Annotated in this window: 15 protein-coding genes; 6 read left to right on the forward strand and 9 right to left on the reverse strand. The window is 58.9% G+C overall.

Features of this window, described 5'->3' with window-relative positions; translation table 11 throughout:
• The first annotated feature begins 310 nt into the window (after nt 1-310).
• The gene (locus SLH49_RS12760; RefSeq protein ID WP_320269517.1) at nt 311-2,947 is read left to right on the forward strand and encodes an Rne/Rng family ribonuclease; all 2,637 of its coding nucleotides are present in this window, start codon (nt 311-313) and stop codon (nt 2,945-2,947) included.
• Nucleotides 2,947-3,912: a D-erythronate dehydrogenase gene (gene denD, locus SLH49_RS12765; RefSeq protein WP_320269518.1), complete on the forward strand. Its 966-nt coding sequence runs from the start codon at nt 2,947-2,949 to the stop codon at nt 3,910-3,912. The genes SLH49_RS12760 and denD overlap by 1 nt, the downstream gene beginning before the upstream one ends.
• Here the strand turns inward: denD and SLH49_RS12770 are convergent.
• Nucleotides 3,891-4,118, reverse strand: coding sequence for a sulfurtransferase TusA family protein (locus tag SLH49_RS12770; protein ID WP_320269799.1), 228 nt, complete (start codon nt 4,116-4,118; stop codon nt 3,891-3,893). The genes denD and SLH49_RS12770 overlap by 22 nt on opposite strands.
• A 104-nt stretch (nt 4,119-4,222) precedes the next feature.
• On the opposite strand from SLH49_RS12770, the gene SLH49_RS12775 reads away from it, so the two are divergent.
• The 4 genes from SLH49_RS12775 (at nt 4,223) to SLH49_RS12790 (ending at nt 8,185) form a co-directional block, all read left to right on the forward strand.
• Entirely contained in the window at nt 4,223-4,978 is a 756-nt protein-coding gene (locus SLH49_RS12775; RefSeq protein WP_320269519.1) for a cytochrome c biogenesis protein CcdA, read from the forward strand.
• A gap of 95 nt (nt 4,979-5,073) precedes the next feature.
• Entirely contained in the window at nt 5,074-6,348 is a 1,275-nt protein-coding gene (locus tag SLH49_RS12780; protein ID WP_320269520.1) for a hypothetical protein, read from the forward strand.
• Nucleotides 6,349-6,407: 59 nt separating this feature from the next.
• The gene (locus SLH49_RS12785; protein ID WP_320269800.1) at nt 6,408-7,706 is read left to right on the forward strand and encodes a cytochrome P450; all 1,299 of its coding nucleotides are present in this window, start codon (nt 6,408-6,410) and stop codon (nt 7,704-7,706) included.
• Between the two features lie 230 nt (nt 7,707-7,936).
• The gene (locus SLH49_RS12790; RefSeq protein ID WP_320269521.1) at nt 7,937-8,185 is read left to right on the forward strand and encodes a hypothetical protein; all 249 of its coding nucleotides are present in this window, start codon (nt 7,937-7,939) and stop codon (nt 8,183-8,185) included.
• Here the strand turns inward: SLH49_RS12790 and SLH49_RS12795 are convergent.
• The 8 genes from SLH49_RS12795 to SLH49_RS12830 all read right to left on the reverse strand — a co-directional run bounded on the left by SLH49_RS12795 (nt 8,176) and on the right by SLH49_RS12830 (nt 14,006).
• On the reverse strand, nt 8,176-8,403 hold the full coding sequence (locus SLH49_RS12795; protein ID WP_320269522.1) for a ribbon-helix-helix domain-containing protein: 228 nt from the start codon (nt 8,401-8,403) through the stop codon (nt 8,176-8,178). The two genes, SLH49_RS12790 and SLH49_RS12795, sit on opposite strands and share 10 nt — an antisense overlap.
• Complete coding sequence (locus SLH49_RS12800) at nt 8,396-8,569, reverse strand: DUF4169 family protein (RefSeq protein WP_320269523.1); 174 nt, start codon at nt 8,567-8,569, stop codon at nt 8,396-8,398. The genes SLH49_RS12795 and SLH49_RS12800 overlap by 8 nt, the downstream gene beginning before the upstream one ends.
• On the reverse strand, nt 8,566-9,957 hold the full coding sequence (fumC, locus tag SLH49_RS12805) for a class II fumarate hydratase (RefSeq protein WP_320269524.1): 1,392 nt from the start codon (nt 9,955-9,957) through the stop codon (nt 8,566-8,568). The genes SLH49_RS12800 and fumC overlap by 4 nt, the downstream gene beginning before the upstream one ends.
• A 102-nt stretch (nt 9,958-10,059) precedes the next feature.
• Complete coding sequence (locus SLH49_RS12810; protein ID WP_320269525.1) at nt 10,060-10,620, reverse strand: hypothetical protein; 561 nt, start codon at nt 10,618-10,620, stop codon at nt 10,060-10,062.
• 20 nt (nt 10,621-10,640) lie between these two features.
• Nucleotides 10,641-11,090 (reverse strand): SspB family protein, encoded by a 450-nt coding sequence (locus tag SLH49_RS12815; protein ID WP_320269801.1) that lies wholly within the window; start codon nt 11,088-11,090, stop codon nt 10,641-10,643.
• A gap of 100 nt (nt 11,091-11,190) precedes the next feature.
• Nucleotides 11,191-12,444, reverse strand: coding sequence for a chromate efflux transporter (gene chrA / locus SLH49_RS12820; protein ID WP_320269526.1), 1,254 nt, complete (start codon nt 12,442-12,444; stop codon nt 11,191-11,193).
• Nucleotides 12,444-13,238, reverse strand: a complete 795-nt coding sequence (locus SLH49_RS12825) for a sulfurtransferase/chromate resistance protein (RefSeq protein WP_320269527.1) — start codon at nt 13,236-13,238, stop codon at nt 12,444-12,446. The genes chrA and SLH49_RS12825 overlap by 1 nt, the downstream gene beginning before the upstream one ends.
• Nucleotides 13,239-13,349: 111 nt before the next feature.
• Entirely contained in the window at nt 13,350-14,006 is a 657-nt protein-coding gene (locus SLH49_RS12830) for a DUF1194 domain-containing protein (RefSeq protein ID WP_320269528.1), read from the reverse strand.
• Nucleotides 14,007-14,069 lie beyond the last annotated feature (63 nt).

Consider the following 14,069-nt stretch of genomic DNA (forward strand, 5'->3'; position numbering starts at 1 on the left):
GCGATGACATCCGATCGAGATTCTCTGTTTTGTCGGTCAGCGATGACTGATCCTACTGAACAGCTGATTTGACCCCGCAAGGGTCAGTGGAACGCTCTGGTCGCAGGTGTTTGCAGCGACCGGGCTTTGAATGGGCCCCTCAAGAGGGGTCGGAGAAGAAACGCGATGCAAAGCGCGCATGATACAGGCACAGTCGTTGCGGCCCCAAGGGGCCCCGTCTTTGCCCACGCGCAGATCGCCTTAATCAGACACATAACGCGCAGCACAGCGCCCCCAGGGGCGCGACGGCGCTTATGTGCGAACGGACAACATGCCAAAGAAAATGCTAATCGATGCCACCCACGCGGAAGAAACCCGCGTTGTTGTGGTCGACGGGAACAAAGTCGAAGAATTTGATTTCGAAAGCCAGTTCAAGCGACAGCTTGCTGGGAACATCTATCTGGCCAAGGTGACGCGGGTCGAACCCTCGCTTCAGGCTGCTTTTGTGGACTATGGTGGCAACCGCCATGGCTTTCTCGCCTTCTCGGAAATCCATCCCGACTACTATCAGATCCCCGTGGCGGATCGCGAAGCGCTGATCGCCGAGGAAAAGGCCTATGCCGAGGCGCTGAAAGCCGAGGCCGAGGCGGAAGAGGAAAAGGCCAAGCCCAAGCGCCGCCGTCGCAGCCGCACGAAGGCGGCCGACGCAACGGCGGATGATGCGGTCATCACCGAAGAGGTGGAAACGCCGGAAGAGGAAACATCAGGCGACATTGCCGGGATGGAAACCATCGATCTCGATGATGAGATCGAAGGTAGCTCCCCCATGGAGTTGGTCGCGGAAACGCCCGTCGAAACGCCTGCGGCTGATGAAGATGTGTCAGAGGATGAACCTGCAGCTGATGAGGCCGAGCAGCCTGAGGTTGAGGCCGAAGCTGAAGACAGCGACGACGCCAAAGATGACGATATCGAAAGCGTCGCGGAAGAAGACGACACTGACGAGGTACGCCCCGTCCGCAAGCCGCGCCCGAAACGGTATAAAATTCAAGAAGTTATCAAGGTTCGCCAGATCCTGTTGATCCAGGTCGTCAAGGAAGAGCGCGGCAACAAAGGCGCGGCCCTCACGACCTATCTGTCGCTTGCCGGGCGCTATTGCGTCCTGATGCCGAACACCGCGCGCGGTGGCGGGATCAGCCGCAAGATCACCAATGCGGCTGATCGCAAGAAGCTCAAAGAGATTGCGGCGGCCATGACGGTGCCCGATGGCGCGGGCCTGATCATTCGCACGGCCGGCGCACAGCGCACAAAGGCCGAAATCAAGCGCGATTATGAATACCTGCAGCGGATGTGGGAACAGATTCGCGAACTGACCCTCAAATCCATCGCACCTGCGAAGATTTACGAAGAGGGTGACCTGATCAAACGCTCCATCCGCGATCTCTATTCCAAAGAGATCGACGAGGTGATCGTCGCGGGTGAAGAGGGCTACCGGACGGCCAAGGACTTCATGAAAATGATCATGCCGTCCCATGCCAAGAACGTGAAATTCTATAGCGAACAGCTTCCGCTATACGCTCGTTATCAGGTTGAGGGGTATCTCTCGGCGATGTTCAACCCGACGGTCCAGCTTCCATCAGGCGGTTACATCGTGATCGGCATCACCGAGGCTTTGGTGGCCATCGACGTGAACTCTGGCCGTGCGACCAAGGAAGGCTCGATTGAGCAGACGGCACTGAAGACGAACTTGGAAGCCGCCGACGAAGTGGCGCGCCAATTGCGCTTACGCGACCTTGCGGGTCTGATCGTCATCGACTTCATCGATATGGATGAGCGTAAGAACAACAACGCGGTTGAAAAGCGCTTTAAGGACAAGCTGAAAACAGATCGCGCCCGCATTCAGGTGGGCCGGATTTCAGGCTTTGGTCTCTTGGAGATGTCGCGCCAGCGTCTGCGTCCGGGCATGCTTGAAGCCACGACGCAGATGTGCCCGCATTGTCATGGGACTGGTCTATTGCGCTCGGACGACAACGTTGCCCTGTCCATCCTGCGCTCCCTGGAGGAAGAAGGCGTGCGCGGACGCTCCAAAGAGGTGCTGGTCAAGGCCCCCATCGGCATTGCCAATTTCCTGATGAACGGAAAGCGTGAGCATATTGCCGAGATTGAAGGGCGCTACGGCATGTCGATCCGGATCGAATGCGATCCGACGCTTGTCTCGCCTGATTTCGCGATTGAAAAGTTCAAGACTGCGACACGGATCATACCTGATGCCGCGCCCGTTGTGACCTCAATCGTTGCTATGGACGACGATGATGACGATGTGATCGCAGCCGAGGTGACTGACGACGATACCGCGCAAGAGGACCGGCCCAAGCGCAAACGCCGCCGTCGCCGTCGCCGCCGGGGTGGTAGCAATAATGGTGAAAACCAGCAGGTTGAGACCGCCGATCAGAACCAGGACGAGCAGGTGAAAGAGGCTGAGGCAGAGGCGGTAAGCGCCGATGCCGAGCCAGAAACCGATGCGCCAGCGCCAGAGGAAAAGCCGAAGCGCACCCGTACTCGGCGCAAGAAAGCCGAACCTGTGGCGGCGGAAGTTGAGACAGAAGACGCGACCGAAACTGCAGAGATTGCGGCGGAACCTGCTGAAGATAAACCGGCCCCCAAAAAGCGGACACGCAGCCGCAAGAAGGCGGAGCCGAAGGTCGACGAAGTAGCTGAAGAAACCGCAGAAACGCCAGAGGCGGCCCCGGCAGAAGAGAAACCCAAGCCCAAGCGCCGCAGCCGTGCGAAGCCGAAAGATACGGCTGTGGAGCCTGAAGCATCGGCACCTGAAGCACCACCTGCTGAACCGGCAGAGGTTGCGGTGGTAGAGGCAGCGCCTGTCGCGGCAGAGCCCGCGCCGGAGCCTGTGGCCGCTGAAGCGGAGCCGGCAAAGCCGAAACGGAAAGGGTGGTGGTCGCTAGGCCGCTAATGGCTTCTGTCATCATCACAGGTGGGGGCGGCTTTCTGGGCGCCGCACTCGCGCGCAAGATCGCGGACGACGGTTTGACCTTGCCCGATGGGCGGCATCTGACGGACCCGGCATTGCATCTGTGGGACCTGTCTGGCGCGCCGGTGCCAGACATCCCAGGCGCCATCTTTCAGCCGGTCGATATTGCCGACGAAAAGGCCGTTCTCGCGGCTATGCCCGCTGATACCGCCGTCATTTACCACCTCGCCGCGATTGTCAGCAGTCAGTCCGAGGCGGATTTTGATCTGGCCATGCGCGTGAATCTGGGCGGGACAAAGGCCGTTCTGGCTGCCGCCCGCGCCGTTGGGCCGGACACGCTTGTCATCGGGACATCGTCGCTCGCGGTCTATGGGCACGGTGTCACAGAACCGCTGACCGAAGCGAGCCCTGTGCAGCCCCGTAGCACCTACGGCGTGACCAAGGCGATGGTGGAACTTGTCATGGCCGATTATCGCCGTCGTGATTGGTGTGACGCGCGCACCTTGCGGTTGCCAACTATCACTGTGCGACCCGGCAGACCGAATGCGGCGGCATCGTCCTTTGTCTCCTCGATTATTCGCGAACCGCTTGGCGGAGATACCGCGATTTGCCCGGTCAATCCGGCGCTCAAGATGTGGATTGCTTCACCCGAAGTGGCGGTAAACGCTCTGCATCACGCCGCTCAAGTCGCCAAAGCGGATTGGCCCAGCTTTGGAGCGCTCAACGCGCCGGGCCTGCAGATCAAGGTGCAGGACATGGTGGCGGCCTTACGAGCGAGAGCAGGGGATGCCGTGGCGGACCTTGTCACTTTTGAACCTGATGAACGGATCGCTGCCATCGTGGAAACGTGGCCCAGCCACTTTGACACCGCGCGCGCCCTTGCGCTTGGCTTCGGAGGGGATGCGGCGTTTGACGCGATCCTCGATCAGGCCTTGCGAATGAAATAGACTTGGCCCGTGTCGGCATCGGCGATGTCCATCAATTCATGGCCCGCTTCTGTGCAGAAATGCGGCACATCGACAATGGCTGCCGGATCATCAGCCTCCATCCGCAACACCTGACCAGATTGCAGCGCCTGCAAGCGCTTGCGGGCCTTGAGGACGGGCAGGGGACAGAGCAGGCCCTTGGCATCGAGTTCGGCGTCATAGGTCATGGATTTGGACGTAGAGGCCATGTTTCAGATTGTCCACCAAGTTGTGACAAGATGGCGGGTGACCTCTTAACCCAACTCCCCTAGTTAGGTGCGAAGGAGTCGCGATGCTGGATTCAGCCCTGATACTTGATGCCACTTTGCTGCCCGCGATGATGATCGCGGTGCTGGCCGGCATCCTGTCATTCCTGAGCCCCTGCGTGCTGCCGATTGTGCCGCCCTATCTGGCTTATATGGGCGGCGTGTCCGTGAGTGAGATGGACGAGGCGGCAACGGCCCGTCGTCGCGTCTTAGTCACGGCACTTTTCTTTGTGCTGGGACTATCCACGATTTTCGTGCTGCTGGGCCTCGCCGCCTCGACCATGGGTCGCGTGCTGTTGCAGGCGCAAGGGTGGTTCGTGCCCATTGCCGGGATCGTTGTGATGATCTTTGGCGCGCATTTTATTGGTGTGTTTCGCATCGGTTTTCTGGACCGTGAGGTGCGGATGGAGACTGGCGATCGCGGCGGGTCCGCTTTCGGCGCCTATATCCTCGGCCTCGCCTTTGCCTTCGGCTGGACGCCTTGCCTGGGTCCTATCCTCGCGGCCATTCTAAGCCTTGCTCTTTCCGAGGGTGATGTGGCGCGCGGCACCGTGTTGATGTCGGTCTACGCCCTTGGGCTGGGCATACCGTTTCTACTGGTCGCGGCATTCTTTCCGCGCATGAAAGGCCCGATGGCCTGGATGAAACGGCATCTGAGCCGGATTGAGCGTGCTTCGGGTCTTCTTCTCTGGACCGTCGGCCTGATGATGGTCACCGGGCAATTCACCGCGTTCAGCTTCTGGCTGCTGGAGCAGTTTCCGGCCCTCGCCTATATCGGCTAGGTCACGCCACCCGGAGCAATCCGCCTCTTGTCGCTTAAACTCCTGATTGCTTTGGGTTAACCTGCCGCAAAGGGAACATCGGGTAGGACGGGACGATGAGCAATGATGCGATGCCGGTGCAGCAGCGCCGGGTGTTCCACATTCCCGGCTATGACCCGATCCACCCGCGGCGCTATCGCGAACTTTATCGCAAGGAAAGTGCCGCGCAGGCAGAGATCAGCGGCTATGACATCTCGGTGCATGCAGGCCCTGCTGAGGACAAGTTCTACTGGGCGGTAAAGGCGCGGATCGATGGGCAAGAGGTCATCGCCCGCATAGATGTGCTGGTATGGTCGGACATCGTGCGCGACAGCATGGCGCAATCGATCCCGGCGACCTATTGGCAACTGATCCAGACCGCTTGGATTTACACCGTCACCGGTGCGCTCAGGCGGCTGATGTGGATGCGCAAGGGGCCCGTGATTGCCGCACTTTACCCAGTCGCGATGCTGACCCTGCAGCTTGTCTTTGCCTTATGGCTGGGTGCAACGCTGGGCGGTTGGGTGGAAGCGGCGCTCATGTGGCTCTTGGCGCTGACCGGTCTGACCGGGGGGCTGCTTTTCAACATCGTCAGCACGTTCGCGACGATCCTCAGCTATGTCATCTGGGCAGCGGTCGCCGTTGTGCTTTTGCGCTGGTTCAAGGCAAGAGATAACAAGCTTTTCGCATATTACCTGATGCATGATTACGCGTTCTCGGCGCGGCTCTGGGGGTCGAACCCTTCCGAGCTAGAGGCTCGGATGAAAGTCTTTGGGGATGAGATTGCCGAGGCGTTGAAAGGCAATGTCGATGAGGTGCTGGTCGTCGGCCATTCCTCTGGCGCACATCTGGCCATCTCAATCATCGCCGATCTCATCCGTGAAGGCCGCGTGCCGGAGGAAGGGCCGCGCCTTGCGTTTTTGTCACTGGGGCAAGTGGTGCCGATGATGTCTTTCCTGCCCAGGGCACGCAGGCTGCGCACTGATTTGGCCTTTCTCGCCACGCAAGAGGCGCTGACCTGGGTCGATGTCTCAGCTCCCGGCGACGGTGCCTGTTTTGCGCTTTGTGATCCGGTGGCGGTGACGGGTGTGACACCGCCGGGCAAGAAATGGCCGCTGGTGATCTCTGCCGCCTTCACGCAAAGCCTGTCGCCTGCGCGGTGGCGGGCACTCCGCTGGCGGTTCTTTCGGCGACATTTTCAGTATCTGTGTGCCTTCGACCAGCCCAAGGATTATGACTATTTCCAAGTCACGGCAGGCCCCAAAACGCTGGCTGACCGATATCGGGGCAGAAAGCCGTCGGCCTCTCGGATTGATATTGCTGTGTCCAAATACACCTCGATCATTCCGTGACGCCGCCTTTGCCGCCAAAACCGGCATCGCGCCCGGATCAGGTTTCGCTCTGGCGCTACATGCGGCTTTTTCGCCAAGACATCCTGTCGGCACAGCCAGCGCGGCTTTACCGCGCCTGGATGGCCGAGTTTCGCACGCCGTTCTTTCGCAGTTATCTGATCAACGACACGGATCTGATAAAAACGGTGCTCAAGGACCGCCCGGCCGACTTTCCAAAGTCAGACCGGATCGGCGCGGGGTTGCGCCCTTTGCTGGGCAACAGCGTGTTTCTGACCAATGGTGCGGTTTGGGAAAGACAGCGGCGGATCATCGATCCGGCTTTTGAACGTGGGCGGCTGCGGGATACGTTTCCGGGCATGGTCGCGGCGGGGCAGGCGGCTGTAGAACGGATCGCCCCTGGAGAAACTCCGCAAGAGATTGAGGCGCTGACCAGCCATATCGCCGCCGACGTCATCTTTAGGACACTCTTTTCGATCCCGATTGAGGATGCAACCGCCACAAAGGTCTTTGCTGAATTCAAGCGCTATCAGCGTAGCCAGCCGATCCTGAACCTCGCCGCTTTCATTCCCGGTCCACGCTGGATGCCGCGCTTTCTCCGGCCCGGTACGGTCGCCACGGCGCGTAGTATCCGGGCGCTGATCACGACGCTGACGGAGGAGCGGCTAGCGTTGATCGCCAAAGTGGCGGCCCCGGATGACTTGGCGACGAAGATCCTGACGACGAAGGACCCGGAGACGGGTGAGACCTTCAGCCAGGATGAAATGGTCGATCAGATTGCGATCTTCTTTTTGGCGGGGCATGAGACAAGCGCATCCGCACTGGCATGGGCGCTCTATCTTCTGGCGCTTTATCCCGAGTGGCAGGAGAAACTGGCGGAAGAGGCCATTGCCTTCGGTGGTGATTTTGCCGATCTTTCAAAGCTGTCGCTGACACGCGACGTGTTTCGCGAAACGCTTCGCCTTTACCCGCCTGTCCCGATGATGGTACGCGAAGCGACAAAGGCAGAGCATTTTCGCAATCGTGCCATCCGGCGCGGGGCGCAGATTGTGCTGTCGCCCTGGCACCTGCATCGGCAAAACCGTCTTTGGGACAATCCCGATGCGTTTGACCCAACGCGTTGGACGACCGCCAATGGTCGGGACTGCGCCCGCCACGCCTTTATTCCGTTTTCCGCCGGTCCGCGGGTCTGCACAGGCGCAGGATTTGCAATGATCGAAGGGGTTGTGCTGCTCGCCGCACTCCTCCGTCATTTTCAGTTTTCGCTGTCGGAACGGCCCGCTCCCGTACCGGTTGCACACCTGACAGTACGGTCGCGTGAAGGCATCTGGCTCCGAATCATACCGCGAATGTCGCCTTGAAAAGGCCAATCGACCTAACCGCCCATTTTTAGAGCAATTTGAGAAACCGATCATGATACAATTGTGACGCGAAAAATTGCCCTTTTGGGTAGGGTTGTCTCAAATACGCCATAAAAATGGGGTGCTTACGCGGGTTTCCGCCGCCCTTTACACGGGGTCGTGATTGCGAGGTGGCCTTTTTTGTGCCACAAAATACCATCGCTGCATGAACGACGTGTTGGGGGCAACCAATGACAATTTCACTGCCTGGATCTTCGAAACGTAGTCTTTCGGGCCTTTTTGGTCGCAAGAAGGCCGAGGCTGGCACGCAGGTGCAGCCTAAGAAGAAACTGGAAGGTCATGAAGTTGCGCGCCTCTTTGACAAGAAAAGCCGTGCGGCAGAGGCGAAGCCCGTCAAGCCCGCAAAGCTGAATGACACCGAAAAGCAGGATCGTGAGCGTTTGTCGAACCTGCGTGGTGCGCTTTATTCTCAGGACTGATCGCGGATCGTTCTCTCGAACACGTAAATCCGCACGGCAGACGCTAGACCTATATCTCCGCGACTTTCGTCGATCTCGGCTGCAAGACCGTTGATCGTTTTCCCGTCTTTTGCGGCAATCGCGCGGAATGAATCCCAGAATATGTCTTCAAGCGACACGCTGGTCCGGTGACCGCGGATGGTGAGTGACCGTTTGACCGGACGCCGATGATCACTCATCACGTTTCAGCAGATCAAGACGCTTGTTGGCCCTTTCCACCTCAGCCTTGTCGCGCTGTTTTTCGGCCTTGCTGCGTCCAAAGCGGATCGCGTTCTGGTCCGCTTGTGCCTTTGCCCGCATCTTTGCACGGGCCTTGCGCGCCTGGTTGAGGTTGATCGGCTTCACTTCGGTCCGATCATGTCTTCGGGGCGAACGACCTTTTCAAAGGTTTCCTCGTCCACAAAGCCGAGATTGATCGCCTCTTCTTTCAACGTCGTGCCGTTCTTATGCGCCGTCTTGGCAACCGTTGTCGCGTTGTCATAGCCGATGGTCGGGGCCAGGGCGGTGACGAGCATCAGCGATTCCCGCATCAACTTTTCGATCCGGTCCTCATTGGCTTTGATCCCGACCACGCAATTGTCGGTAAAGGCGCTGGCCGCGTCGCCGATCAACTGCATGGATTGCAGGACGTTATAGGCCATCATCGGCTTCATGACGTTCAGTTCGAAGTGTCCCTGGCTGCCGGCGAACCCAACGGCGGCGTCGTTGCCCATGACATGGGCGCAGACTTGCGTGATCGCCTCGACCTGGGTGGGGTTCACTTTGCCCGGCATGATCGACGACCCGGGTTCGTTTTCCGGCAGCATCAGTTCACCCAGGCCGCAGCGCGGGCCGGAGCCGAGCATGCGGATGTCAGCGGCGATTTTGTAGAGCGATGCGGCGACGGTTTTGAGCGCGCCGGACATTTCGACGAGGGCGTCGTGGGCGGCGAGCGCTTCGAATTTGTTGGGAGCGGTGACAAAGGGCAGGCCGGTGATTTCGGCCATGTTTTCCGCGACGGTTTCCCCCCATCCTTTGGGCGTGTTCAGCCCGGTGCCGACGGCGGTGCCGCCTTGGGCGAGTTCGTAGATGGCGGGCAGGGCGGCTTTGATCCGGCGGATGCCCATGGCGACCTGATGGACGTAGCCGGAGAATTCCTGACCCAGCGTCAGTGGCGTGGCGTCCATGGTGTGGGTGCGCCCGATCTTGATGATCTTGTCGAATTCCTGCTGTTTCTGCTCCAGCGCGGCGTGCAGTTTCGCGAGTCCAGGCAGCAAGACATCATGCGCCGTGGTTGCCACGGCGATATGCATGGCGGTGGGGAACGTGTCGTTGGACGATTGTCCCATATTGCAATGATCATTGGGGTGAATTGGGTCTTTCGAGCCGATGGTGCCACCCAGAATTTCAATGGCGCGGTTGCTGATCACCTCATTGGCGTTCATGTTCGATTGCGTGCCAGAGCCGGTTTGCCAGACGACCAGCGGGAAATGATCGTCGAGCTTGCCCGCGACAACTTCCGCGGCCGCCTCAATCATCGCATCTGCCAGCTTCGCATCCAGCTTGCCACGGTCCTTGTTGGCCATCGCACAGGCCTGTTTGATCACGCCAAGCGCGCGGACAATAGCAACAGGCTGTTTTTCCCATCCAATCGGGAAGTTCATGATCGACCGTTGCGTCTGCGCGCCCCAATACCGGTCTGCCTGCACCTCAAGCGGGCCAAAACTGTCGGTCTCTGTACGCGTGTCGGTCATCTGCGCTCCCCTTGGCATGTTGTGCCAAACCTATAGGCAGCGGCGGGGTGAACCGCAATAGAGCAGCTTTTGGCGATCCACCCGCACTTGGACTGTCAGATATCAGGCAAGCTGCGTGATTTGCGCGCCTTCACCAATCGGTTTATGGGCCGCAATATCGGTGAGCCGAGTCTTCATGTGATCGGCATCGCTGCCATGGTAATAAAAGAAAGTGTACTTCTCCCCGGCATGACTACCGCCATACGCGTATCCTTCACCAAGGCTGGAGACGACTTCATCGTTGAAATCGTCGGGGTCAAAACCTTCATAGGCGCTGTCGGGTAGGTCGGCACCGTTTAGCCCGATACCCACGACCGAGATACTGCCAAATTCGCGCAGAACGGTTCCGCCATCTGTGACGAACGACGTCGATTTTGGCGCGTTCAAGCGCGTCATGGCGTCTTGCAGCTTGTCCAATGTTTTATCGGTAAGATCAGACAATTCCACCTCAAGATCGCAGTAGAGGATGTCACCTTCGGGATCCATCATCGTCCCACCGCCGGTGATCTCGCCCAATTCCTCTGCCTTCAGGATTTCTGTCAGCGGCTCTTCCCAGAATTCAAAACGCTCCATAGGTCCGATCTTGAGGGGTAGGCGTACAGAAAGATAAACCGGCTCAGTCATGGTAAGGATCTCTGGAAACCCTACTTACGGAATTGATCAAGGCTGACCACGTCAGCCTCTTTGCGTTCCTCGGGTGGCGTTTCCTCGGGTTCGACCATCTCTTCCATCGGCGCTTCTTCGATTTCGACAATGGCGGCGTCTTCATCTTCCTGCGTCTCGAACCGCAAGCCGAACTCGACCGATGGGTCAACGAATGTCTTGATCGCATCGTAAGGAATATAGAGCGTTTCGGGATTGTCGCCGAAATTCAGCGTGATTGTGAACCCCTCATCGGTAACATTCAGATTGTCGAACCAGTGCTGGATGACGACTGTCATCTCGCCCGGATAACGGTCAGAGAGCCAATCGGCGATTTCCACATCGGGGTGCATTGTATCAAAGGTGATGAAAAAGTGGTGCGCGCCCGGCAGCCCGTCTTTTTCGATCCGTGTCAGCACCTCTTGGATGAGCCCGCGCATCGCACGGTGCATCAGGTTTCCGTAGTCGATGGTGCTGGTGGTCACGGTCGTCCTTTCCCAAATCCCACAACTCACAGCATAGGGGATTCGGCCCCGGTGAAAAGGGCCGGTGTTAGTTGAGCGTCAGAGCGGAGGAAATCAGCAGGCTCAGTGCCGCTGAAATGATCAGTACCAGGGGGAGCGGCCAGTGACGCCACAGCAACAGGATGCCTGAGATGATGGCGAGAAGGACGGCAAGAGGCTGAATGCTGCTGAGTGCGGGCCAGATCGTCTGAAAAATGCCGGTATCGATGGTCCGAACCTCGCCAAAGAACACATGGGCGGCGAACCAAAGTGACAGATTGGCGATCACGCCGACCACGGCGGCAGTAATGCCCGCTAGTGCGCCGCGCAGGCGCGGTTTGCCGTCGAGCCAGTCGATCAGCGGGGCACCGGCGAAGATCCAGATGAAGCACGGGATGAACGTCACCCAAAGGGTCAGTGCCCCTGCGATCAGCGCCAGACCAACCCCGCCCTGGGCCATGCCCGCGATCATGCCGACGAATTGCGTCACGAGGATCAGCGGGCCGGGCGTGGTCTCGGCCAGTCCCAGCGCATCCATCATCTGCGGGGTTGTCAGCCATTGATAGGACACGACAACCTCTTGTGTCATATAGGCAAGCACCGCGTAGGCGCCGCCAAAGGTCACGACCGCGAGGAGCGAGAAAAAGAGGCCGATATCACGCAGAAACGTGCTGCCGCTGGTTGCGATGAACAGAAAAGGCGCGGCCCAGATTGCCACGCCAATGGCCAGGGTCAGGAGCGTGCCGCGCAAGCTGACGCCCGGCCCGGAGGAGGCAGAGGCATCGCCGCTTTGCATGGAGGCACCGATCAAAGCGCCGACCAGAATGACCAGCGGAAAGGGTAGGGCAAAGAAAAAGAGCGCGATGAAGGCGCCGACGGCCAACGCGATATGTGCGCTGGTTTTCAGCGCGCGTTTAGAGATTTTCAACAACGCCTCGATGACGATGAAGACAACAGTTGCCTTGACCCCTAGAAACAAAGCCTGGGCCACAGGCAAGTTGCCATAAGCACCGTAGGCGAGCGCAAGTGCCGCGATCACAATGGCCCCCGGCAAGACAAACAAGCCACCGCCGATCAGCCCGCCCCAGATGCCGCCCTTTTTCCAGCCTGCGTAGGTGGCCAATTGCATCGCCTCCGGCCCCGGCAGCAACATGCAGAACGAGAGGGCGCGCAAGTACTGCTCTTCGGTCAGCCAGTCGCGCTTTTCGACCAGTTCTTTGTGCATCAGGGCAATTTGAGCCGCAGGGCCGCCAAAGGACATAAGCCCGATGCGCCCAAAAACGCGGATCAGTTCAGCATGCATCAGACATGCCCCACCGGCCAATCATGGCCTTCGTTCTGCCCATCGCGGGCCCACCGATACAACGCGTCATAAACCACCATCCCTGCGTCGAGTTGTGCGGCATCTTCACGAAACATTCGTGACAGCCCAACAGAAATCGCAAGCAAACCAGCGGCTTGGGGCGCAAGGTCATGCCGGTTGGTATCTGCGCCGCGCACAATCGTGGCAACAGCGTCTAGTGCCGGATGGCTCAGCGCGAATGTCTGAACCATGGTGTCAAAGCTGCAATTCTCACCTTGATGGGTCCAGTCGCTGCCACCGACATCAAATGCGGTCGCACCAAAACGGTCGGCCACATCGAGGACGGTTTCGGGTGGCACAAAAAGAAACGTGGCTTTGGCATCGACAAAACGCCGGATCAGCCAGGGGCAGGCGATACGGTCGATCTTTGGCCGGTGGCGGGTCACCCAGACGTCACCCGGTATCGCTTGGGCGGGGATGCGCGGAAACCCGGTGCGCCGCCACGCCTCATTGCCGCCTTCTAGCACCTCCGCCTCATATCCGCGCGTCCGCAAATGCGCCGCGACACCGTGCGACAGTTTTCGGCCTTTCTGGCAGACACAGACGATCTTGGTATCCATAGGCAGATCCAAAAGGGCCGCAATATCCGTGTGCGGGTGGCGAAAGGCGGTTGGGATCAGGAAGGGATCGGCCTCAAAATCTTCATCGATGCAAACGTTAACAATCACCGGGCATTGCGGTGTGCCGATCAGGCGCATCAATTGGGTTGGCGTGATCTCGTTAAATGCAGGCATGGTGCATCCTTTCTGAAATTTTCAGTGGATGCGATGCTTTGGCACCAGCCTCACGGGGCGGTCGCAAACCCCATGGCATCTTGATGGGCCACCATGAAACCGGGGTCAAGTCTAACCAAATATCCGGCTCAGCTCACGCAGGATCTTGGCGCGGATCGTGGTGGGGTATTCGCGATGGGTGCGGGCGGTCATCACGAAGCCGTCGCGCGTGATCACGGCGCCACGGTAAAAGTTCGTGATGGCAAGCCCCATGGATTCAATTGCAATCCCGTTGATCGTGACGCCGGCGCGCTCTGCGGCATTGCGGGCCGTGCGCACGTCAGAGCCGCCATTGGGCGTCCCATCGCCTGAGACATCGATTACTCGGCGCTGACATTCCGGCACTTGATCGAAAAGCCGCAAGGAATAGTAGATTGCTTCAGCCGGAGCAGTGTCGGAGAGGACAAATGCACGCTCCATCAACCGGGCCTGACGGGCCAGCGATTGGGCATCAAGGGCGGTGTTCACTTGCGTCCAAGGAATGGAAACCGTCTGCTTGTCGACGCCCGACCATTGCACCACGGTGATCATGGCACCGCCGCTGACCATTGTGTCAACGATTTCAGGGTCTTCAAGCGCGTCGGCCAGACCGTCGGTCTGCAGCCGGTATTCAGCCGTATCAATGGAATTGGAGACATCGATTGTCAGGACAAGGGCGGTATCACAGGCCCGCGCCACGGTGGGGAGCGTGGCCAGACCAACACAAAATGCGAACCAACAAAGCCTCATCACCGCATGGTGCGCAGGGACCTTTACGTTTGCAAGTCACAACATGGCAAGCGCTTAAAATAT

The organism is Cognatiyoonia sp. IB215446 (genome assembly GCF_033963825.1).
Lineage (GTDB): Bacteria > Pseudomonadota > Alphaproteobacteria > Rhodobacterales > Rhodobacteraceae > Yoonia.

Excerpts from the sequence above, each read along its gene's own strand:
- SLH49_RS12760 (WP_320269517.1), top strand. The coding sequence starts at position 311 with ATGCCAAAGAAAATGCTAATCGATGCCACCCACGCGGAAGAAACCCGC.
- denD (WP_320269518.1), top strand. The coding sequence starts at position 2,947 with ATGGCTTCTGTCATCATCACAGGTGGGGGCGGCTTTCTGGGCGCCGCA.
- SLH49_RS12770 (WP_320269799.1), bottom strand. The coding sequence starts at position 4,118 with ATGACCTATGACGCCGAACTCGATGCCAAGGGCCTGCTCTGTCCCCTG.
- SLH49_RS12775 (WP_320269519.1), top strand. The coding sequence starts at position 4,223 with ATGCTGGATTCAGCCCTGATACTTGATGCCACTTTGCTGCCCGCGATG.
- SLH49_RS12780 (WP_320269520.1), top strand. The coding sequence starts at position 5,074 with ATGAGCAATGATGCGATGCCGGTGCAGCAGCGCCGGGTGTTCCACATT.
- SLH49_RS12785 (WP_320269800.1), top strand. The coding sequence starts at position 6,408 with ATGCGGCTTTTTCGCCAAGACATCCTGTCGGCACAGCCAGCGCGGCTT.
- SLH49_RS12790 (WP_320269521.1), top strand. The coding sequence starts at position 7,937 with ATGACAATTTCACTGCCTGGATCTTCGAAACGTAGTCTTTCGGGCCTT.
- SLH49_RS12795 (WP_320269522.1), bottom strand. The coding sequence starts at position 8,403 with ATGAGTGATCATCGGCGTCCGGTCAAACGGTCACTCACCATCCGCGGT.
- fumC (WP_320269524.1), bottom strand. The coding sequence starts at position 9,957 with ATGACCGACACGCGTACAGAGACCGACAGTTTTGGCCCGCTTGAGGTG.
- SLH49_RS12810 (WP_320269525.1), bottom strand. The coding sequence starts at position 10,620 with ATGACTGAGCCGGTTTATCTTTCTGTACGCCTACCCCTCAAGATCGGA.
- SLH49_RS12815 (WP_320269801.1), bottom strand. The coding sequence starts at position 11,090 with ATGCACCGTGCGATGCGCGGGCTCATCCAAGAGGTGCTGACACGGATC.
- chrA (WP_320269526.1), bottom strand. The coding sequence starts at position 12,444 with ATGCATGCTGAACTGATCCGCGTTTTTGGGCGCATCGGGCTTATGTCC.
- SLH49_RS12825 (WP_320269527.1), bottom strand. The coding sequence starts at position 13,238 with ATGCCTGCATTTAACGAGATCACGCCAACCCAATTGATGCGCCTGATC.
- SLH49_RS12830 (WP_320269528.1), bottom strand. The coding sequence starts at position 14,006 with ATGAGGCTTTGTTGGTTCGCATTTTGTGTTGGTCTGGCCACGCTCCCC.